The sequence below is a fragment of the Campylobacter concisus genome, assembly GCF_003049705.1.
Lineage (GTDB): Bacteria > Campylobacterota > Campylobacteria > Campylobacterales > Campylobacteraceae > Campylobacter_A > Campylobacter_A concisus_AR.
Genome location: NZ_PIRF01000003.1, coordinates 1 through 19,056, shown reverse-complemented (window position 1 = coordinate 19,056; position 19,056 = coordinate 1). Strand labels below are relative to the sequence as shown.

Below are 19,056 nucleotides of genomic sequence, written 5' to 3'. Positions count from 1 at the left end.
AGCAATCTTAGGATCGCTCAAATTTATTCGATCAAGCCTAGCCTCTTTTAGCAGCTTGGTAGACTGGCTCAAGCTTTGCTGCGATCTCTTTTAGATCTTTTATCCTACTCTCGTTTGATGGGTGTGTGCTTAAAATTTCAGGCACCTTTCCGCCACTCATCTTGCTCATTTTTACCCAGACTTCGACCGCTTCTTTTGGATCGTATCCGGCTCTTGCCATTAGCTCAGTGCCGATGTGATCAGCTTCAGTTTCATGTGAGCGAGAAAAGGGCAGAGATATGGTGTATTCGCTAGCTAAATTTAGAGCATTAGCTCCAAGATCGCCAAGGCCAGTAGCTGTGGCTATTGCAAAGATACCTATGCTTTTCATCTGATCAGCACTTGCTTGCTCCCTGCTGTGCTCTCTAAGAGCGTGTGCGATCTCGTGACCCATGACCGCAGCTAGCTGTGCATCTGTTAAATTTAGCCTTTTTATGATGCCGCTATAAACGACTATCCTGCCCCCTGGCATGCACCAAGCATTTAGCGTATCTTCATTAATGACATTCACTTGCCACTTCCATTTTAGAGCGTCATCTCTAAAAACACCAGTTTGGGCGATTAGCCTTTTAGCGATATCTTGAACTCTTTTTGTAAGGATCGGATCAACATTTAGCTCGCCTTTACTCCTAGCAGCTGTTAGCGTCTTGACGTAGGCTTGGGCTGAGCTTTGCTCCATAGCTTCTGATGAGACTAGCATAAACTGCTTACGATCAGCACCAACAACGCCTGCTTTTGTAACGCTTGAGCAGCCAGTGAAGAGCAAACTAGTTGCTAACAATGTAAGTAGAAATTTTTTCATTTTTATCCTTTTTGGACTAAAATTCTGCGTATTATAGCCTGAGTTAGATATGCATTGTTAAACGATGAGAGAAATTTAATTTTTGTGATATCAAAAATAGTAATTTGCTATTTTGCAAATTTTAAACTTTCATTCACCCCTAATAATTAACTACTAAAATTTGTATGATACTTCCATAAAATCAAAGAGAATTTACCTTATTTCGTTTCGTTTTTCTCTTTTGATTTTATAAAATTTCCATAAGCCCCTGTTACTAAAATAAGCGATTTTCCACGCTGTAGCCAAGATTTAGGGCTTATGGGTTAGTGTTTCGATTAAAAATCTTAGTGCTTGACACTGAATACAAGAAAGAAACATAACCTAAATTTTATTCAGGAGTATCAAAAATGAAAAAAGCGTTTTTTTGTGGTGTTGATGTTTCTAAAGATAAAATCGACGTTTGTTTTTTAACTTCTATTATGAGTGAGAAAGCTAAATTTGAAACATTGCCTAATAACTATGAGCTTATCAAAGTTTATTTTGATAGTTTTAAAAATGATGAAATTTTAGTTGTTTTTGAAGCAACTTCAAATTATCATTTAGCACTTCAAAAGGCTTTATCTGATTTAAGTATTAGATATTGTGTTACAAACCCCTATAAATCATCTTTATTTTTAAAGCATCTTAGCACTATAAAAACTGATACAAGCGATAGTTATGGCTTGGCTGTTTATGCTAGGACTTTTAAAAGTGAGATTGCACCTGATAAGTATAATGCCGAGTATTTAGAGATAAAAAGTTACAATTCAACCTTAAATTTGCTCCAAAAAATAAATACTCAACTTAAAAATTTTAAAAGTTCTCAAAAAACTTTAAATAATAAAGTAATTGATAATGTTATCGCAAATCTTATAAAAGAGATTGCAAAACTTCAAGCTATGCTTCAAAAACTGGCTTTTGACCTTGTTAAAAAAGCTATTCCAGAAACCGAAGAGATCATTAAAGAAAACAAAGGCTTTGGCATTGATCTCGCTTTAAATTTATTTCCACAACTGCATTTTAATAGGGATAAATCTGAAAAACAATTTATAAGTTTTATTGGTCTTAGTCCTAGAATTTTTCAAAGTGGTTCAAGTGTTCATAAAAGCCAAAAGATAAACAAAATGGGCAATTCTAATATAAGGCGTATTCTATTTATGACTGCATTATGTGCCATTCGTTTTAACGCTAAATTTAAGGCACGTTATGAGCGTTTATTAGCTAACGGCAAAAAGAAGATGACTGCTATTGTTGCTGTTATGTGTGCGATAGTTCGTTATTTAAAAAGCTTATTCCCATTTAATCCAGAAATAAAGGCTATTTAATGAGAAAAATCCATTATAAGCTAATCTTTTCAGTTCTTGAAATCCTATCATCTAAAAATTCTTTAACAAGGGCTGATATATGCGATCATTTAAAGATTAGCAAAGCTTATCTTTCTCAAATTATTAGTAATAGATATTTAATAAAAAATCAAATTTTTTCAAAAAGGATAAAACAATGGCAAAAAATGCAACAGCTCCATTAATGGACAGTACAAGCGAAAATCTTTATAGAGAAATTTATCAATCTCTCAACCAAAATTTAGATTGTTTCGAGCAAAAGATTAAAGTCTTAAAGACTAAAAAGATCGATGGTAAGCAAAAGCTAGATAAAGATAACAACCCCATTGTAAATGAGCTTGGAGAGTTTGAAAAGTGGGATGATAGCTATGTTCTGACTTTTGTCGCTTTAAATAGCGGTGGTGAGCATACCACAAGGATAACGCAAGAGCAATACCTTGATCTAAAAGATGACGAAGTTTATATCGCTAGTGGTAAGATCGAATATAGGATTTATAAGGACGCTTATAATTCAACTCCAGTTATTGTTTTTAATAAATTTGTCCCTGCGATTGATAGTTTTGTCACGGCAATGCTAAAACTTGAAGCACTTAAAAATGGCTCGAATGCTTGAAAAATAGGGGCTAAACCTTAGCCCCGTGCCTAGACTATCAGCAAGGTTAGGCGGGACAAGCTGGGTTTTATTAAAGGTTTAAAAAAATGATATATAAAGACGATAGATTTAAAATACTTCATCAAGGCATCGATACTTTAGTTATCGGCGTAAATTGTATTGATGAAAAATTTTTTAATACAACTTTTTCAAGCTTTATTCGCAAGATCGCTACGCTAAAACAACAAGCACAAAATTTACGTACATTTGGCGAAAAGTATATTTTGGATGATTTGGGCTTTGATTACGGAAATTTTAAAGTATCAAGTAAAGGCTTAGGTCAATATTTTGGATATTTTTCAAACGATGATATATTTTGTACCATTTCAGATACTAAATTTAAGCCAAAAGGGCTATATCATTTAAAAATTCAATTTAGAAGCATATTTTTACTTAAATATGGACACGTTAGAGCCTATGAGCTTGTAAAAAAATTTTTAAGTGATATATTTAAAGAGCATTTTAAAATAAGTGTTTTAAGGCTCGATCTTGCAACTGATGTAACTGGCATAAAATATACTCCACAAGATTTTTTACAATTTAGAAGTTTAAAAAGAGTTTCTAACTATTCAGATCAATATAAAAAAGATGACGATGATTTAATAATTGATGAAAATTCACCAGTTTTTAATGATATAACTGAAATTAATGTCAATAATTTTATGCGTTTTACTCGCTTTGAAGGTGTAAGCTTTGGAAAAAATCCACACATGTTTAGGGTTTATGACAAGATAAAACAAGTTCAAAGCAAAAATATTTCAACTTTAATTTTCACAAAATGGGAAATAAATGGCTTTAATCCTGCTGTTGATATGTTTGTATTTAGACACGAAGCGGAGTTCGGACGATCTTCAATAAAAAGATTAATCCCTATTAATGAAAGTGATGAAAATGCTTATATTTTTAATCATTTGGGAGCTTTTTGGTCGCAAGGGCTTAGTATTTGTAAATGGTATGATCTAACTGATGATGAAATTAATCGTTTAACTGCTGGCACTATTCAAAGTGATAGTGCAAGAAAAATTTATCAAAGATGCGATTTTGATGATAATAGGCTTAAATTTTGGGATATGCTCTTGCCTTGGGGCGATGATAAATTTAAAGCTCTTACTATGCACGATCTTATTCAGTCAAAGGATATTAAAAAAGCAAAAATGGCTTTAAAAGCCTTTGTAAGTGCTGTTTATACTAATTTGGGTGTTAGTGGTGAAAATTTTTTATATGTTTTTACTGAAACACTTAAAGATCTTGAAAATGATGGTTTAACTCTTCACGAATACGGCTTATCAAAGCTTGCCGGCAATTTTTTAAAAAATGAAAAAACTATAAAAAGTCAGAATTTAAATATAGATAATCCCCTTTTTGATGTTTTTAACGCTTCTTTAAATGATTTTTTTGTTGCCATTAGCAAAATAAGAAATGATGATTATATTCATCCTATAACGAATGCTTTAAAGGGGTTTCAATGCAAAAATTAAATGCTTATGGTCTTTTGGTGTGTGAATTATTAGATAGTGGCAAGGATGTTATTTGTATTGATATTAAATGTCCTATCGTTAAAAGGCTTTACGCCAAAAAGCTTGGTTTTATTTGGGCTGATATTGTTATTGGTAGTAGAAAGGCTTTTTACTCGGCTCTTGATGAATTAAATATTCTTTTTATTCAAACAAATTTGAAAAAGCTATTAGATAGCAAAGGTTATTCTTTGCGAAATGGTCGTAAATATATTTTTGCTGTTAAACAGCCTAGATTAGATTTATTTTAAAAAAGGGTTATAAAATGTTAAATATTATTAAAAATTTAGGTGCTTTCTCTTTAAGTGATAGTGGTTCTTTAATAAATAGTCTTAGTCAGTATCAGCCTTGTAATTATTCTTTAGATGATATTAAAACTATTCATCGTTGTAATGCTAGTGATCCGATATATCTTAAAGACATTTATTCTAATCAAATTTTCGTTAAATTGTTTGATTTTTTGGTTTATGGTGGCGATGATGAATTTTTTATTTGTGATTGTATTTTAAATCCTTTAGATGTTTCTGATATACGTTTTGCTATCTCTGGTCTTTACGTTGAAATTGAAAAGAAAGATATACCAAAGGGGCATAAGCTTCTCTCTTCTGATTTTAATCTAGCTAATATTTTTTCTTCTGCTCTTCTTGATTTGCCATTTTCAACTATACAAAGTGATATTACTTTAGGAGCTTTTTCTAAAGGTCAAATCGTTCAAATTAAAGATTTTAGCTTGCCTTTTTATGTTTTAGGTTGCTCTTTATTACAACTTGGTCTTAATAAATTTATTCTTTTTTATGATGTTTTTTGCCTTGATTATGAATTAGTAAAACTCGGTGTTTTTAGCGTTCGCCGAATTTTTGTTCCAGCTGGATTAGTTAGACCATTTAAGTTTGATAAAACATTTTATAAATATGTGATTGCTTTATATGCTTATATTTTTAAGAGTTCTGCTGTTAATTCTCTTGATTTATCTGATGTTGTTAAACAAATTTTTGAATATTCTGGTGAAGAAGATTTATTTAGTTTATTTTCAAGATTACGCAATGAAGCTGTTGAAAAGCAAGCTAAATCCGAAAGTAATGAGCCACCTATTTATTTATAAAGAAAGGGATTTTTAATAATGTATTCTGGTATTACTCAAGCTATTAGTAAAGTTAGTCAAGTTAATAGTGCTTTAAAAGCTGGTGGGGTTGCTGGTGCTATTGGTGCTGGTGCTAATTTTGATTTAAAAGATAACCCCGTTACTGATATAACTGCTCTTGGTATTTGGGGATTAAAAAATGTTTATAATAGTTTTTTTAATAAAAAAGAAAGTGTCGATGTTGATAAAAATATAAAAGAGCTTAGTGAATATTATGCTAAACAACGTGAAGCTAAAGCAATAGATGCACAAAAAGAAAAAGAAAAACCTAAAGAAGATAATTTACCTAAGCCATCTGATAACGATAAGTCTAGTAGTGTCCCCTTAACTTTACTTGGTGTTTTAGATCAGCAAAATCATATATTAAAGCTTATGTCTTTAAATTTAGCTGTTTTAGGAGCTGTGAAAAATAATGCTTTTGATAAACAAGCTAGCGCTAAAAAAGATAACTTATATAATCAATCTCCAGAAATTCAAGGGCGTGTTACATTTGATAGAAAAACTGGATATTGGGTTGATCCTACTACTAAAACGCTTTATAATCCTTATACTGGCGATCGTATATATGATAATGCTTCGTCAAATACTGGCACTAATTCCGCTGTTTCTACTGGTGTAGATTTTAAAGAAGTGTTAAAATCTCAAGAAAAAATTAATAGTGAAATTTCTAAATATATCTCAACTATTGGCGAAAATCAAAAAGTATATAATCAAAATTTAGAAAAGCTTGTTGTTAATTCAAAAGAGTATTCGCAAGCTATGAAAGATGGTTTGGCTGGTGTTAAACTCAAAGCCAGCGTTGCTGTCGATAATAATTTAAACGCTTCTTTAGCTATTAATAAGCCAGTTGAAATTTCTTTCCCAGCTTCTTATGCTGAAAACCAAAAAATACTTAGTGATAATTCAACTAAAACGCTTGAAATTTATAAAGAAAAAGCTGATTTTGATAAGACCTCGATTGCTGTAAAGGATCTCGACGGCAATACTATTGCTAACGCTTCGCCACGTGATATTGCTTTATCTCGTCAAGCTGTTCAGGCTCGTGTTTTAACTGATGAAAATAGTTTTGAATTAGATAGCGATGCTTTAAATTTATTTGATATACCTATCCCAAATTTTAAAGATTTGTTTGATACTGAATTACCTAGTAAAACTTTACTTAAGGATTTAAAATAATGGCTGATAAACGTTCTGAAGCTGGAAGAATTTTAAAGCTTGGCATTGATGAAATGTTTGAAGACTTAACCTATAGTGTTGCTTATGATCAAGTTTTGTCTAAATTAAAAAATAGTGGTATGGATGACGGCATTTTAAAAGATGCAATAAATAGTGGTGTCACTATTATGTTTAGCGCGGCTTTAGTAAAGTATATTCAACTTCAAGAAAGTGTTGTAAATAAAATTATGAGTATTGTTTATGCTGGTGTTGTAGCTTTACTATCCCCTTTAGGTAGATATGCCAAAAATAAGCTTAGTAATATAAAAGGCGTTAAACTTAATAGAATGCTTGGTTTTTTAACTGGCAATTTTTCTGATCGTATTGGTGTTGCCAAAGTTTTTGTGGAGTGTGGTAATCAAATTATAAATACTAATAATTCTAATAGTTCAGCACTCCAAAATGTCAATACCGTTATTAATCAACGCCAGCATATTTTAGAAACTAAAAATCAAGAATTTAACTATGCAAAAGCAAAGGTTGATAATATAAATCAAACACTACTTTTTAAGCTTTTTAGCTCTCGCTTTACTCCGCAAGATAAAGAAATTCTTAGACGTATAACTGGAAGTGATAAGATTGATATTGACGCTTTAAATCACGTTGCTGATTTTATGTTTGTTACTGATGATGCTGGTAATGTTTTGGGTCTTAGTGAGATGTTTATTACTATGATGAATGGACTAGGCTATTTTAATGGAAAGGATAAAAAGCATGGCTCTTGATTGTGAAAAGGCTTTTGAAGAAGAAATGAAGAAATTTGATAGTATTGGTGCTTGTCTTGCTCGTATTGAAAAAATATTAATTGACAATTTAAAAGATAAAAAAGATGATAAAAGCGGTTTGGCATCTTTGGATGAAACAAATCGTCTTTTAAAAATTCTTTGCCGTGATCTTGTAGGTAAAGAATAATGGTTTCTTTGCTGTGTGGTTGCTGTAATAAGAAAAAAGATTTTACTTTTTATATTGAGAGAGTATTATTTTTTCGTTCTAATACTGAAAATTTAAATGCTAGTATTGATGAAAAATATGATAAGAAAGATGCGCTTTTTGATTGCGGTTTTTCTGGTAATAGTTGTATTCGTGATAAGCGTATTTCTTCTCTTTTTGGTCTTGGCTTTTATTTTTCTGCTTATACTAATTCTAGCATTAAAAAGGCTAATGCCCCTTTACATATGCATTATAATAGCGATGATGCTGACGATTATGAATATAGGGTAGGCACTGATTTTTTAACTCCATCTGGTAAGATTAATATTACGGATTTGCCCAGCTCTTCCGAAATTTCTTCTTATTTTGATAGTAATTTATTCTTTTCTTTTAGTGATCGATCTGATTACTTTTATTTTTGTATTCCTGCATCTTTTAATTATGTAAAATATACCAGCCGTCTCTCCTTTTCTGATTTTTCTTGTTATTCATCTTCTAGCCCCTTTTTTAGAAGTGATCTTCGTCTTGGTCTTTTGGATTGTGACTATACTGGTATTCATACTGAAGCTTTTAATCTTTTTTCTATTTTTTCTAGTTTTGTTAATAAATCTTTTGTTTATGAATTTTCTGATTTTATTAATGTATTTGAAAATTCTCTCTCTTCTTTTTATTCTCAATTTTACAGCGATGTAACTAATTTTAAATTACAACATCGCTATTTATCAGTTTATCGATTTTCAAAAAAGGAGTATTATGCCTATCTACAAAATTACACAACAGCAAGGCAATAGGGTTATCACTTCAACACTTGAAGCTAAAAGTGTTTCCGATCTAATTGCTTTTTTAGATGCTGTTTCTACTGCTGAGATTAAGTATATTTATAAAGTCGAGTTCGAAACTCAAAAAACTAATTTTCCGTCTGACGACTTCAATTACAATAAGCAGTTTAAAGCTTTTGTATCTAATAAAAATCGTATGTGCAAGCAAATTTTAATTCATAATGTAAAAAAGACTAAAAACGAAGCTGAAATATCTGCTTTAATTAAAACACATTTAGAAGTAGGCGGACTTGCTGTAAAGGGTGTTTCTTGTTCGCTTTTTATGGATAAGTAAGAATTTAATAATTTGTCTTTATAATTATTTCTTTATATAAAAAGGAGTTGCTTATGCTTAGAAAGATTGTTGCTTTTTGTTTGTTTTTTAATATTTCTTTCGGATATAGTTATTTTGATAATTTAAAAGAGTCTTTTATTAATATGTCAGATGTTGAAGCATCTGAATTTATTTGTAAAAATTATCCTTATGTTGTTATGGCTTCTGGTCGTTCTTATCTTAAGGGGTCTATTTGTTATGTCGATTATTCTCTTTATGATGATAAAAAATTGGCTGAAGCTGAAAACGTTTTAAATTATAAATTTTGTAATTATGATGAGTTAAAAGCGTTTTTACACTCTAAAGGCTCTTTGGAAGTTAAATTTTATGGATCAAATAAAAACTTACTTAAAACTATTCGCTACAATAAAGTTTCACGTATCCCTTGTTCTTTGATCAAATTTTAAATCTTTTTTATGTGTTCTTTTTAATAGATGTTGTCCCCCCTCTCAAACACGGCACCCCACCGCTCTGCGGTGTGTGCCGTGTTTTCTTTTCTTCCCTTTTAGTTTATTCTTTTTTATTATCTTATTTTCTTTCTCGATCTTTTATCTTCTTTAGTTGTTTTTTGTTTGCGTTGTGGCGATAGTTTCTGCGATTGCTCGAATATCTTAAAACTTATAATTATGTCTTTTTGCTAGCTATCGCCACGCAAACACTACGCGGACGAAAAACGCGAAAGCGTTTTGAGCGTGCTGAAGCGTCCTTAATATAACCTTAATTATTTAACTTTCTCTTTTTTGCTTAATATTCTCTTGTTTAAAACGTTTTAACAAAAACAAGCAAATTTAAAAAAGTCGAATGACAAAAGAAAGGATAAAAAAATGTTAAGACAAACAATAGATGGACTTTATGCAAAAAGTCTTACTTTTTCTAGTGGTAGTGATGAAGATGCTTTACTTCCGCTTTTAGCTGGCAAAGTTGAAAGTTATTCAGTCTTTGGCGATGGTGGTACTGCTTTAGCTTCAACACCTGATCCACTTAATCGTAAAAATGTGATCGTTGGTGCTAAAACTACGACTGGTAGAATTTCTACTATGGTAACTATCCCGCACGTTAAACAAAGTTATATGTTTCAAAATTTTCTTTCTGATTTTACTGGCAAATTAGATGCAAATTATGATACTGCTGTTAAATGCGATTATGTAACTTTGAAATTTGATAGACTTTAAGGAGTAAGAGATGTCTAAATGTTTAGTTAAAAATACAATAAATAATAGAACTTATGGCTTTGCTTTGCCGTGCGGTGGTGCTGAAGCTAAAGCATTTTGTGATAATGCTCTTGAAGGAACTTACGTAATACTTTCTCGTGCTAGTGAGCAAGGTAATTCAAGCGAAGCAAGCGTTATTGAATATACTATTACTGGTAAAAATACGGCTGGCAATAAAACCACTTTCAGTTTTTATACTAAGCCTAGTATTGATGAAGACCAGATCAAAACCGCTTTAGCTGGTAAAAAATTTAACGGCGTTAAGTTTGATGAAATTTACGTTATTAGTGCTAGAAAAGTAAAGTAGTGTTTTCAATATTAAATTTAAGCTCCCTATTTGGTAGGGGGCTGTTAATACATATATTTGCTTATTCTATTTTGCTTCTTTATATATCTTTTTTAAAAGGTGAAGTAAGAAACTATGATGCAAAAGTTAGCACTTTAAAAGCTCATCTAGCAACTGAAAAAGAATATACTAAAAACGCTTTTTTAATTATTGATAATCAAAATTTAAAAATTAAGCAATTAAAAATAGATAGCGAAAAAATATCTAAAGAAAATAATATTTTAAATCAAAAATTACAAAAACGTTTTAGCACTATCGAAACACCTAAAACGGATGACTGCTTAAGTAAGCTAAAATTTTACGATACTTTACTTTTAGAGTTTAGCAATGGTAACTATTCCAAATAAGCTATTTTTCTTTTTCTTGCTATCTTATCTTGTTTTATTTGTTGGTTGCTCTGCAAAATCTTCACAAGGTGCTATTCAAGAAGCTTATATGCCTATAAAATGCGACGTAACAATTCCAGATAAACCTGTTTTTGATCCATTAAATCCAGAAAGTTTAAAAGATTTAATTATTTATTGCATAAGAGTAGAAGATTTATTAAAAGGCTGTGTAAATGGACAATTTAAACAAGGACGATAATTATTTAATTTTAGTTCTTTTTGTTGGATTTATAGCATCAATTTTAAATCTTGAAACTAAAGATTTTTCTAAAATCAAATATAAAATTTTATCTTATTTGCTTAGTTTTTTAAGTTCTATGTTTTTATGCTGGATTAGTTATGAAATATTTTTTTTCTTTCTAAACAATATTAGGGTTTCGGTTGCTCTTGCTGGTTTTGTAACTTGGCGTGGCACTGACTGGATATATTCAAAAATTGACAAAGCCTTAGATAAAAGGATAGAAAGGGATTAAAATGACACTTGGCGAACATCAAGAAGCTTTTATGAAAGACGTTGAAAAACTTTTAGCTTATCTTCATTCTAATGGATACTCTGTAAGGGGTGGCGAATTAGAAAGGACACAAGCCCAGCAAGAAATTTATTATAATAGTGGTAAAAGTAAAACTATGAATTCTAATCATCTAAAAAGATGTGCGATAGATTTACATATATTTAAAAATAACGTTTGGTTACAATCAAAGCTAGAATTACAAGATATTGGCAATTATTGGGAGAGCTTAAATACTCTTAATCGTTGGGGCGGTAATTTTAAAAACTTTCTTGATGTTCCACACTTTGAAAGAAATTGTTAAAAATCTCTTGACTTCTATCTTAAAATCTTGGCTTCGCTTATCGCTTAGCTCAAATTTTAGAGCCGAAATTACTCGCTCATGAAATTTTAAAATTTACTAGAGTTTATTTGGTATATAAATTTACGCCTATGCCTTATAGTTTATATTTCTCTCAAACTCTCTCAAACGTTTATTTACGGATCTTAACTCTGTTATCGTCGTCCAGTTGTCGATAAATACGCTAAAACTCTCTCTAACTTGAGAAAAAGCGTTGCTAGCTTGTATAAGCACACCAAGCGTTATAACGCCGCTAAATAGGCCATTTCCCATGATGATATAAGGCACGATGACAAGAATTTGTGAAAAAGAGATGAGCCAAAGGTTAAAGTAGCCATAGTGCAAAAATAGTTTGTAATAATTTAACTTTACGCCCGTAAAAAGCTCTAACATGACGTTTGGCTGGCAAAATTTAGACTTATCGTCCTCGCCATAAACTAGCTCTTTTCTAAACGCTGCTTCTGCTTTTTGGTTGTTATACTCGATATGCGGGAGTTTAATGCCCACAAACCACGAAATAATTAAGCCACCGATGCTAATTATTAAAGCAATATAAACAAGCGAGCCTTCGATATCTTTGATGTAAGGCAAACTCACGCTCTTGCTTAGCTCCCAAAGCACTGGTATAAAGGCAATTAGCGTCATGATCGCCCTTAAAACTTGCACGCCAAGGCTTTCCATTATTTTGGCAAAGCGGTAGACGTCTTCTTGGATACGCTGCGAACTACCTTCGATATCACTTTTACAGTTTTGCCAAAATTTTAGATATCTAAATGTCATCGCCTCTCTCCAGCGAAAGACCCAGTGGCTAGCAAAAAACGAGATCACAGTGTAAGTCACGACGTAAGGCATAGCGATTTTTATAAAGTTAAAAATTTCTCGCCAAAACTCACTTACATCATGATCTTTTGAGTTTTGCACGATGTCGTAGAAATTTTTATACCACTCGTTTATACGGACATTTAGGTGTGTTTGATAAACAAGAAGCAAGATGATAAATATCGCTCCGCCATAAGCCCAGAGTGCCCATTTTTTATCTTTAAAAAATGATGAAAACATAAAGTGCCTTTTGTAAATTTTGGCGAATTATAGCAAGCAATATTAAGCATTTATATAAAATTTAAATGCGAGCTATATCATTTTGCAAATTTTACGTAAAGGAAAATGATGAAGAAATTAGCATTTTTGGCCCTTGGCTTTTTTGCAACATTTGCGTTCGCGGCTGATATGAAGGTCTATAAAAGCCCAACTTGTGGATGTTGTACTAGTTGGGGTGAGGCGATGCAGAAGGCCGGATTTAGCGAAGAGGTTATAAAAGTAGATGATATAGCTAAAGTTAAGAAAGAATTTAATGTGCCGCTAGAGCTTTCAAGCTGCCATACAGCAATCATTGATGGATACATCATAGAAGGTCATGTTCCAGCCTATGAGGTAAAGCGCCTACTAGAGCTTAAGCCAAAAGATGTAGTTGGTATCGCAGTACCTGGCATGCCGATGGAGAGCCAAGGTATGGAGCAAGGCAGTAAAGCTGAGCAATACGATGTTATTTTATTTAAAAAAGATGGCTCGCAAGAAATTTTTGCTACTTACATCGGCACAAAAAAACTAAGATAACTTCAAAAATTTTTAAATTTAGCTCATTTTTTGACGAGCTAAATTTAAAAAGAAATTCCCTTGCTTACAGCAATAATACAAAGTAAAAATGTTAGCGGGACGTAGATAAATTTGCCTACAAAATACCAGAAATTACCATAAGATCTATTTGCTCCAGAATTTATCTCGTCTAAAATTTCATCTTTTTTAATAATCCAGAACCAAGAAATAGCACCGATTACCGCACCGATTGGAATGATATAGATCGACACAAAGTCCATCCAAGGCCCCCAACTGCTAATAGGCTCCATAAATGCTCCTATGCCAAAGCAAACTGCACAAAGTAGCGTGAGCGTCCAAAATCTACTAAGGAGTGGGAATTTATGCATTAGTGACTCGGCGACTACTTCAAACATATTTTGAAGTGAAGTGATACCACCAAAGATAACAGCTGTAAATAAAATAATGGCAAAAATTTGTCCGCCGATCATATTTTGTAAAATTTTAGGAAGCGTTACGAAAAGTAGCTTTGGACCTTCGGCTGGATCCATAGCATAGGCAAAGACCGCTGGGATCATAACAAGAGCCGCCACAAGAGCTGCGATAGTATCAAAAAAGGCTGTAGTTTTAGCACTTTCAACGATATCTTCATCTTTTGAAAGGTAAGCTCCATAAACTATCATGCCAGATCCTGTGATAGAGAGCGAGAAAAAGGCTTGACCCATCGCAGAAACCCATACCATCGGGTCTGCAAGCTTACTAAAGTCAGGGATAAAAAGGAATTTATATCCATCAAATGCATTTGGTAGCATCGCGACATTTATAGCCAAAATGCTAAATAATACAAAAAACAGTGGCATCATTATTTGATTTGTTTTTTCGATACTTTTTGCTCCAAAAAATAGCGTAAGAAGCGTGCCAACAACGATGATAAAATGATAAGGCAAGACTGAGTAATCTTGAAGTGCAAATGAGTTAAACCAAACGTTCGTATCAACGCTCATAAATGAGCCAGTAAGCGCCTGAGTAAGGGCTTTTAGTACGTAGGCGATGATGACTGCGTAGCCGATGGCTATGCAAAGTGAGCCAGCAAGCGGAAGCCAGCCAATAATACTGCCAAATACACCTAAATTTCTACTTTGCCAAGCATATTTATATGATCCAAGCGTACCAGTTTTTGCACGTCTACCGATCGCATACTCCGCACTCAGACCAACATATGAAAAAAGAGTTATGAAAAAAACATAGATGAGTAAAAACGCTGCACCGCCATTTGTGCCAAGTTTGTAAGGAAAGCCCCAGACATTTGCCATGCCAACTGCTGATCCAACACAGGCCAATATAAATGCCCAACGCGATGAAAAATTCTTTTTGCTCATTGTAAAATCCATAAATTTAGTGATGAAAATAATGTTATCAAAATATGATTTAAGAAGTTTTTATAAATCTTAAATTTAAGAAATGTTGTTACTTTTGGGCGTGGCTAATTTGACCGCTAAATATAAATTCGCTATAATCAGGCAAAAATTTTTAACTCTTAAGGATCATAATTGAACCCCAGTAGCGATAATTCGCTTTTAATGGTAATACTTGCCATTGTATTCATTTTACTAAATGCCTTTTTTGTTTTATCAGAATTTTCTCTTGTTAAAGTTCGTAAGTCTAGACTTGAAGAGCTTATCAAAGAGAAAAAGCCAAACGCTCAGCTTGCTTTTGAGATGTCAAACAAGCTTGATACTTATCTTAGTGCCACTCAGCTTGGCATCACACTAAGCTCACTTGCTCTTGGTTGGATCGGTGAGCCAGCAGTTGCAAGACTTATAGAAGCCCCACTTAAAAATTTCTTCAACTTTAGCGATATCTTAGTTCATACGGTTGGTTTTGCGATCGCATTTACGCTTATTACGCTACTTCACGTTGTAATGGGTGAGCTTGTGCCAAAGTCAGTTGCTATCGCAAAGGCCGAGACTTCAGTGTTAAAAATCGCTCGTCCACTTCACTTTTTCTGGGTGTTATTTTCGCCTGTAATTAAGCTTTTTGATATTTTAGCGACCATTGGACTTAAAATTTTAGGTATCCAGCCAGCTAAAGAAAATGAGCTAGCGCACTCTGAAGAAGAGATAAAAATCATCGTTGGTGAGAGCTTAAAGGGCGGCGTGCTTGATAGCTTTGAGACTGAGATCATTAAAAATGCAGTCGATTTTAGTGACACAGTTGCAAAAGAGATCATGACGCCAAGGCGCGATATGATCTGCATAAATAAACAAAAGAGCTTTGAAGAGAATTTGCAAGTCGTATTTGAATCAAAATACACTCGCTTTCCTTATATAGACGGCTCAAAAGATATTATTTTGGGCATGATACACATTAGAGATATTTTGCAGCTCCACTTTAGTAAAGATAAAGAGAAGAGTTTTGATTCAATTGTTCGTAAATTTGTCATCGTGCCTGAGAGCCTTTCTATTTCAAAAGTGCTTGTAATGATGAATAAAGAGCAAATTTCGGCTGCACTCGTAGTTGATGAGTATGGCGGCACAGCCGGACTTCTTACGATGGAAGATATAATGGAAGAGGTGCTTGGTGATTTTAATGACGAGCATGATGAAGTCGATCAGCACTACAAAAAGATAAATGACAATATTTATGAATTTCAAGGCAGATACGATCTAGAGAGCGTTGAAGAGGTTCTTGGTATAAGCTTTGACGAAGAAACAGATCAAGTAACGATCGGTGGATATGTATTCAATCTAATTGGTCGCTTGCCAGTTGTAGGTGATAAGATCGAGGATGAAAACTGCTACTACGAAGTAAGAAAGATGGATGGAGCCAGTATCTCACGTGTAAAAGTTAGAAAAAAGATAAAAAATGAAGAGGAGAGCATTCAGTCTTAAATTTATATATTTATGGCTTAAATAAGCCATGTTATGTAAATTTCTATCAATATTGTGATGCTCTAGACTCAATTTTCGCCATCGCTTATTTTATTAAATTTGTTTTAGACAAGTCTTCTAGTTGTAGTCATGCAAAATAAACTCATATAAATTTTTTCGAGTAGATATCCAGCAGTAAAATTTAATCTTAAATTTTAAATATAGTTAATATAATTAAAAATTGTTTTTTACGAGGAGTAAAGATGAGAATAATAAATACAAAAGATATAAGAGAAGTTGTTGCCAAGCTTTGCAAACAGGCCTGTTATGTTGTGACGCCAGATTTAAAGGCTGCTTTTACAAAGGCTCAAAGTAGCGAAAGCTCGTCACTAGGCAAAGATATTTTGGGCAAAATTTTACAAAATGCTAAGCTTGCGGAAGAGGGTGTTGCGCCTATATGCCAAGATACCGGTATGACGGTTGTTTTTGTGCAGATCGGCCAAGATGTGCATATCGAGGGTGGATATATTGAAGATGCGATAAACGAGGGCATTGCGGAAGGCTACATTGAAGGTTATCTAAGAAAGTCAGTCGTTGCTGAGCCACTTTTTGAGAGAAAGAATACCACAAACAACACTCCAGCTGTCATTCACACTAGGATCGTACCAGGAGATAAGCTAAAGATAAAAGTAGCTCCAAAAGGTTTTGGTAGTGAGAATAAGTCAGTTTTAAAAATGCTTGTGCCAGCTGATGGTATAGAGGGTGTAAAAAAAGTCTTTTTAGAGGCTGTAAAATACGCTGGACCAAACGCCTGTCCTCCGCTAACAATAGGCGTTGGCATAGGTGGTACGATGGATAAGGCAGCACTTTTAGCAAAAGAAGCGGCAGTTCGTTCAGTTGATAGTAAAAATTCTGATCCAAGATATGCCAAATTAGAAGACGAGTTACTAGAGCTTGCTTGTAAAACTGGTGTTGGTCCTCAAGGGCTTGGTGGTGATACTACCGCCGTAAAAGTAAATGTCGAGTGGTATCCAACTCACATAGCAGGTCTTCCTGTTGCTATAAACATTAACTGCCATGCTGCACGCCACGCAGACGCTGAGCTTTAAGGAGAGAAAATGTCAGAAGTAAAAAGAATAACAGCACCATTTGATAAAGAGGTGGTAAAGAGCCTAAAGGCAGGTGACAATGTCCTAATATCAGGCACTATCATAGCAGCTCGTGACGCTGCACATAAGGCACTTACTGAAACATTGGCACGTGGCGAAAAACTACCAGTTGAACTAAAGGGTGAGACTATCTACTATGTTGGACCAACTCCAGCCAAGCCAAATCAAGCTATCGGTGCAGCAGGCCCAACAACAAGCGGCAGAATGGATAAATACACCCCAACTATGATAAATGAAGTTGGTATAAATGGTATGATTGGTAAAGGCTACAGGAGTGACGCAGTAGTCGAGGCTATGAAAAAATCATGCTGTGTTTATATGGTTGCTATCGGCGGCATCGGAGCTCTCATTAGCCAAAGTATCAAAAAATATGAAGTGCTAGCTTACCCAGAACTAGGACCAGAGGCAGTGGCTAGGCTTACAGTTGAGGACTTTCCAGCGATAGTTGCTATTGACTGCGAAGGTAATAACTTCTATGAAGTTGGCCAAGCACCTTACAAAAAGATCTAAATTTATCCCGCTAGCAAGCTAGCTAGCGGACTTTAATAATATCCAAGACACATCGTTTCAGTTAATTTTATGCGTTTTTCAAATGGAGCAGGTGAGAAAAATTTACACTTTTCAATGTAAATTCTATAAGAATAGCTAAGATTAAAATCATCATAAAATTTCTTCAAGTCTATAAATTTGATACCGCAAATCTCATGAAATTTAAAGAACTCGTAGATCTTAGAACTATTTTTTGCTACAAGATGAGATGGAGCAAGTGAGGTAAAAGAGCAAAATACACCCGTTGGAATAAGTCCATTTAAAGGTGTGCAGGTTTTTATAATGTTTTGAAATTTGACTGGAATGCTATTTTTTCTAAGAAAAACTATTCTTGAGTTTTCAAATTTAGCACTTATGACATTTTTCCAAAAAAGATAAGCATTTGATGAGATGCCAGCTTTTTTAGCCAACTCAGCACCGAGTACATAATCATCTAAAAACTCATTTGGTGCGAGTATATTTTGCATCTTCATCCTTTTGAAATTTTGCCCATTATAGCTTTTGGAGACTAAAAATTTAGAAAATTTATAGTAGGATTTTACGAAATTTCAAAAGGAGAAAATATGAAAAAACAAATCTCAACAAAAAATGCTCCACAAGCGATCGGGCCATATTCTCAAGCTATTAGCGCAAATGGATTTTTATTTATCTCAGGTCAGCTTGGTGTCACACCAGCGGGTGAGTTTGCAGATAGTAGCGTAGAGGCCCAAGCTGAGCAATCACTTGAAAATTTAAAAAATATCTTGACTGAAGTAGGACTTACTTTTGATAATGCTGTAAAGACTACAATATTTCTAGCAGATATGGCGGATTTTGTTAAAGTAAATACTGTGTATGCTAAATTTTTTAAAGAGCCTTATCCTGCTAGAAGTACAGTAGCTGTTAAGACCTTGCCAAAAGACGCACTTGTGGAAATAGAGCTTATCGCGGCTTATTAATAGAGATTGTGTAAAAGTTCATATAATTTAATGTTTAATATGATGGAGAGCAAAAACTCTCCAAATTTATATTTCAAAAACTAAACCCTATAAACCTATAATAAAAATACATAACTTAAAATTTTTAATCGCCAACAATTTTTTCTCAAATTCCCTAATTATTTCAACTATCTTTAAGTATTGCTCATATATAATTCCAGCTCACGAAACGAGAAACCACCTTTAACTTCATTGGTTAATAAAGCCTTTTCTTTTTATCGTTGTTCTTTTAACTTACAATTGTTAAACTATTAGTCAATCTTTGAAATCTAAACAAGTGATCGATTGAGCCAGTCTATT

At 33.3% G+C, this 19,056-nt stretch carries 26 protein-coding genes; 22 read left to right on the top strand and 4 right to left on the bottom strand.

From position 1 onward, the window contains the following. Positions 1-37 precede the first annotated feature (37 nt). Positions 38-841 (bottom strand): M48 family metallopeptidase, encoded by an 804-nt coding sequence (locus CVT05_RS03620; RefSeq protein ID WP_087577988.1) that lies wholly within the window; start codon positions 839-841, stop codon positions 38-40. A 386-nt stretch (positions 842-1,227) separates the two neighbouring features. On the opposite strand from CVT05_RS03620, the gene CVT05_RS03615 reads away from it, so the two are divergent. From CVT05_RS03615 to CVT05_RS03530, 17 genes are all read left to right on the top strand, one after another. Then, positions 1,228-2,184, top strand: coding sequence for a transposase (locus tag CVT05_RS03615; protein ID WP_107697875.1), 957 nt, complete (start codon positions 1,228-1,230; stop codon positions 2,182-2,184). A 175-nt stretch (positions 2,185-2,359) separates the two neighbouring features. Further along, entirely contained in the window at positions 2,360-2,815 is a 456-nt protein-coding gene (locus tag CVT05_RS03605) for a hypothetical protein (protein WP_072594631.1), read from the top strand. Between the two features lie 86 nt (positions 2,816-2,901). Then, positions 2,902-4,332, top strand: coding sequence for a hypothetical protein (locus CVT05_RS03600; protein WP_107697874.1), 1,431 nt, complete (start codon positions 2,902-2,904; stop codon positions 4,330-4,332). After that, on the top strand, positions 4,320-4,619 hold the full coding sequence (locus CVT05_RS03595) for a hypothetical protein (protein ID WP_072594633.1): 300 nt from the start codon (positions 4,320-4,322) through the stop codon (positions 4,617-4,619). The genes CVT05_RS03600 and CVT05_RS03595 overlap by 13 nt, the downstream gene beginning before the upstream one ends. A gap of 14 nt (positions 4,620-4,633) precedes the next feature. Then, positions 4,634-5,470, top strand: a complete 837-nt coding sequence (locus CVT05_RS03590) for a hypothetical protein (protein WP_107697873.1) — start codon at positions 4,634-4,636, stop codon at positions 5,468-5,470. 18 nt (positions 5,471-5,488) lie between these two features. Then, entirely contained in the window at positions 5,489-6,685 is a 1,197-nt protein-coding gene (locus CVT05_RS03585; protein WP_107697872.1) for a hypothetical protein, read from the top strand. Further along, the gene (locus CVT05_RS03580) at positions 6,685-7,449 is read left to right on the top strand and encodes a hypothetical protein (protein WP_072594636.1); all 765 of its coding nucleotides are present in this window, start codon (positions 6,685-6,687) and stop codon (positions 7,447-7,449) included. The genes CVT05_RS03585 and CVT05_RS03580 overlap by 1 nt, the downstream gene beginning before the upstream one ends. Continuing rightward, a complete protein-coding gene (locus tag CVT05_RS03575) occupies positions 7,439-7,636 on the top strand; it encodes a hypothetical protein (protein ID WP_107697871.1) in 198 nt (65 codons plus the stop codon). The genes CVT05_RS03580 and CVT05_RS03575 overlap by 11 nt, the downstream gene beginning before the upstream one ends. Further along, positions 7,636-8,445: a hypothetical protein gene (locus CVT05_RS03570; RefSeq protein WP_107697870.1), complete on the top strand. Its 810-nt coding sequence runs from the start codon at positions 7,636-7,638 to the stop codon at positions 8,443-8,445. Before CVT05_RS03575 ends, CVT05_RS03570 begins: the two co-directional genes overlap by 1 nt. Then, on the top strand, positions 8,408-8,767 hold the full coding sequence (locus tag CVT05_RS03565) for a hypothetical protein (RefSeq protein ID WP_072594639.1): 360 nt from the start codon (positions 8,408-8,410) through the stop codon (positions 8,765-8,767). The genes CVT05_RS03570 and CVT05_RS03565 overlap by 38 nt, the downstream gene beginning before the upstream one ends. Positions 8,768-8,820: 53 nt before the next feature. Continuing rightward, a complete protein-coding gene (locus CVT05_RS03560; RefSeq protein ID WP_103588408.1) occupies positions 8,821-9,213 on the top strand; it encodes a hypothetical protein in 393 nt (130 codons plus the stop codon). A 417-nt stretch (positions 9,214-9,630) separates the two neighbouring features. After that, a complete protein-coding gene (locus CVT05_RS03555) occupies positions 9,631-9,978 on the top strand; it encodes a hypothetical protein (protein WP_107697869.1) in 348 nt (115 codons plus the stop codon). Between the two features lie 10 nt (positions 9,979-9,988). Then, the gene (locus tag CVT05_RS03550) at positions 9,989-10,324 is read left to right on the top strand and encodes a hypothetical protein (RefSeq protein ID WP_107697868.1); all 336 of its coding nucleotides are present in this window, start codon (positions 9,989-9,991) and stop codon (positions 10,322-10,324) included. Continuing rightward, a complete protein-coding gene (locus tag CVT05_RS03545) occupies positions 10,324-10,710 on the top strand; it encodes a hypothetical protein (protein ID WP_107697867.1) in 387 nt (128 codons plus the stop codon). Before CVT05_RS03550 ends, CVT05_RS03545 begins: the two co-directional genes overlap by 1 nt. Beyond that, a complete protein-coding gene (locus CVT05_RS03540; protein ID WP_107697866.1) occupies positions 10,691-10,948 on the top strand; it encodes a hypothetical protein in 258 nt (85 codons plus the stop codon). Before CVT05_RS03545 ends, CVT05_RS03540 begins: the two co-directional genes overlap by 20 nt. After that, positions 10,923-11,222 (top strand): hypothetical protein, encoded by a 300-nt coding sequence (locus CVT05_RS03535; protein WP_072594645.1) that lies wholly within the window; start codon positions 10,923-10,925, stop codon positions 11,220-11,222. Before CVT05_RS03540 ends, CVT05_RS03535 begins: the two co-directional genes overlap by 26 nt. 1 nt (position 11,223) lies before the next feature. Next, on the top strand, positions 11,224-11,562 hold the full coding sequence (locus CVT05_RS03530; RefSeq protein ID WP_107697865.1) for a M15 family metallopeptidase: 339 nt from the start codon (positions 11,224-11,226) through the stop codon (positions 11,560-11,562). A 126-nt stretch (positions 11,563-11,688) separates the two neighbouring features. On the opposite strand, the gene CVT05_RS03525 is transcribed toward CVT05_RS03530, so the two are convergent. Next, on the bottom strand, positions 11,689-12,657 hold the full coding sequence (locus CVT05_RS03525; RefSeq protein ID WP_054197246.1) for a putative transporter: 969 nt from the start codon (positions 12,655-12,657) through the stop codon (positions 11,689-11,691). 108 nt (positions 12,658-12,765) lie between these two features. On the opposite strand from CVT05_RS03525, the gene CVT05_RS03520 reads away from it, so the two are divergent. After that, positions 12,766-13,212, top strand: coding sequence for a DUF411 domain-containing protein (locus CVT05_RS03520; RefSeq protein ID WP_107697864.1), 447 nt, complete (start codon positions 12,766-12,768; stop codon positions 13,210-13,212). A 44-nt stretch (positions 13,213-13,256) separates the two neighbouring features. Here the strand turns inward: CVT05_RS03520 and CVT05_RS03515 are convergent, their stop codons facing one another. Then, positions 13,257-14,570: a sodium-dependent transporter gene (locus CVT05_RS03515; RefSeq protein ID WP_107697863.1), complete on the bottom strand. Its 1,314-nt coding sequence runs from the start codon at positions 14,568-14,570 to the stop codon at positions 13,257-13,259. A 201-nt stretch (positions 14,571-14,771) separates the two neighbouring features. On the opposite strand from CVT05_RS03515, the gene CVT05_RS03510 reads away from it, so the two are divergent. From CVT05_RS03510 to CVT05_RS03500, 3 genes are all read left to right on the top strand, one after another. Next, positions 14,772-16,082 (top strand): hemolysin family protein, encoded by a 1,311-nt coding sequence (locus tag CVT05_RS03510; protein WP_223154647.1) that lies wholly within the window; start codon positions 14,772-14,774, stop codon positions 16,080-16,082. A gap of 242 nt (positions 16,083-16,324) precedes the next feature. After that, positions 16,325-17,170: a fumarate hydratase gene (locus CVT05_RS03505; protein WP_107697862.1), complete on the top strand. Its 846-nt coding sequence runs from the start codon at positions 16,325-16,327 to the stop codon at positions 17,168-17,170. A gap of 9 nt (positions 17,171-17,179) precedes the next feature. Further along, complete coding sequence (locus CVT05_RS03500) at positions 17,180-17,740, top strand: Fe-S-containing hydro-lyase (RefSeq protein WP_084109801.1); 561 nt, start codon at positions 17,180-17,182, stop codon at positions 17,738-17,740. 32 nt (positions 17,741-17,772) lie between these two features. Here CVT05_RS03500 and CVT05_RS03495 read toward each other — a convergent pair whose 3' ends face one another. Next, positions 17,773-18,246, bottom strand: coding sequence for a cysteine permease (locus tag CVT05_RS03495; RefSeq protein ID WP_107697861.1), 474 nt, complete (start codon positions 18,244-18,246; stop codon positions 17,773-17,775). 96 nt (positions 18,247-18,342) lie between these two features. Here CVT05_RS03495 and CVT05_RS03490 point away from each other — a divergent pair, with 96 nt between their 5' ends. Next, positions 18,343-18,717: a RidA family protein gene (locus tag CVT05_RS03490; protein ID WP_107697860.1), complete on the top strand. Its 375-nt coding sequence runs from the start codon at positions 18,343-18,345 to the stop codon at positions 18,715-18,717. Positions 18,718-19,056 lie beyond the last annotated feature (339 nt).

Coding starts and splice junctions, on each gene's coding strand:
- CVT05_RS03620 (WP_087577988.1), bottom strand. CDS start 841: ATGAAAAAATTTCTACTTACATTGTTAGCAACTAGTTTGCTCTTCACT.
- CVT05_RS03615 (WP_107697875.1), top strand. CDS start 1,228: ATGAAAAAAGCGTTTTTTTGTGGTGTTGATGTTTCTAAAGATAAAATC.
- CVT05_RS03605 (WP_072594631.1), top strand. CDS start 2,360: ATGGCAAAAAATGCAACAGCTCCATTAATGGACAGTACAAGCGAAAAT.
- CVT05_RS03600 (WP_107697874.1), top strand. CDS start 2,902: ATGATATATAAAGACGATAGATTTAAAATACTTCATCAAGGCATCGAT.
- CVT05_RS03595 (WP_072594633.1), top strand. CDS start 4,320: ATGCAAAAATTAAATGCTTATGGTCTTTTGGTGTGTGAATTATTAGAT.
- CVT05_RS03590 (WP_107697873.1), top strand. CDS start 4,634: ATGTTAAATATTATTAAAAATTTAGGTGCTTTCTCTTTAAGTGATAGT.
- CVT05_RS03585 (WP_107697872.1), top strand. CDS start 5,489: ATGTATTCTGGTATTACTCAAGCTATTAGTAAAGTTAGTCAAGTTAAT.
- CVT05_RS03580 (WP_072594636.1), top strand. CDS start 6,685: ATGGCTGATAAACGTTCTGAAGCTGGAAGAATTTTAAAGCTTGGCATT.
- CVT05_RS03575 (WP_107697871.1), top strand. CDS start 7,439: ATGGCTCTTGATTGTGAAAAGGCTTTTGAAGAAGAAATGAAGAAATTT.
- CVT05_RS03570 (WP_107697870.1), top strand. CDS start 7,636: ATGGTTTCTTTGCTGTGTGGTTGCTGTAATAAGAAAAAAGATTTTACT.
- CVT05_RS03565 (WP_072594639.1), top strand. CDS start 8,408: ATGCCTATCTACAAAATTACACAACAGCAAGGCAATAGGGTTATCACT.
- CVT05_RS03560 (WP_103588408.1), top strand. CDS start 8,821: ATGCTTAGAAAGATTGTTGCTTTTTGTTTGTTTTTTAATATTTCTTTC.
- CVT05_RS03555 (WP_107697869.1), top strand. CDS start 9,631: ATGTTAAGACAAACAATAGATGGACTTTATGCAAAAAGTCTTACTTTT.
- CVT05_RS03550 (WP_107697868.1), top strand. CDS start 9,989: ATGTCTAAATGTTTAGTTAAAAATACAATAAATAATAGAACTTATGGC.
- CVT05_RS03540 (WP_107697866.1), top strand. CDS start 10,691: ATGGTAACTATTCCAAATAAGCTATTTTTCTTTTTCTTGCTATCTTAT.
- CVT05_RS03535 (WP_072594645.1), top strand. CDS start 10,923: ATGGACAATTTAAACAAGGACGATAATTATTTAATTTTAGTTCTTTTT.
- CVT05_RS03530 (WP_107697865.1), top strand. CDS start 11,224: ATGACACTTGGCGAACATCAAGAAGCTTTTATGAAAGACGTTGAAAAA.
- CVT05_RS03525 (WP_054197246.1), bottom strand. CDS start 12,657: ATGTTTTCATCATTTTTTAAAGATAAAAAATGGGCACTCTGGGCTTAT.
- CVT05_RS03520 (WP_107697864.1), top strand. CDS start 12,766: ATGAAGAAATTAGCATTTTTGGCCCTTGGCTTTTTTGCAACATTTGCG.
- CVT05_RS03515 (WP_107697863.1), bottom strand. CDS start 14,570: ATGAGCAAAAAGAATTTTTCATCGCGTTGGGCATTTATATTGGCCTGT.
- CVT05_RS03510 (WP_223154647.1), top strand. CDS start 14,772: ATGGTAATACTTGCCATTGTATTCATTTTACTAAATGCCTTTTTTGTT.
- CVT05_RS03505 (WP_107697862.1), top strand. CDS start 16,325: ATGAGAATAATAAATACAAAAGATATAAGAGAAGTTGTTGCCAAGCTT.
- CVT05_RS03500 (WP_084109801.1), top strand. CDS start 17,180: ATGTCAGAAGTAAAAAGAATAACAGCACCATTTGATAAAGAGGTGGTA.
- CVT05_RS03495 (WP_107697861.1), bottom strand. CDS start 18,246: ATGCAAAATATACTCGCACCAAATGAGTTTTTAGATGATTATGTACTC.
- CVT05_RS03490 (WP_107697860.1), top strand. CDS start 18,343: ATGAAAAAACAAATCTCAACAAAAAATGCTCCACAAGCGATCGGGCCA.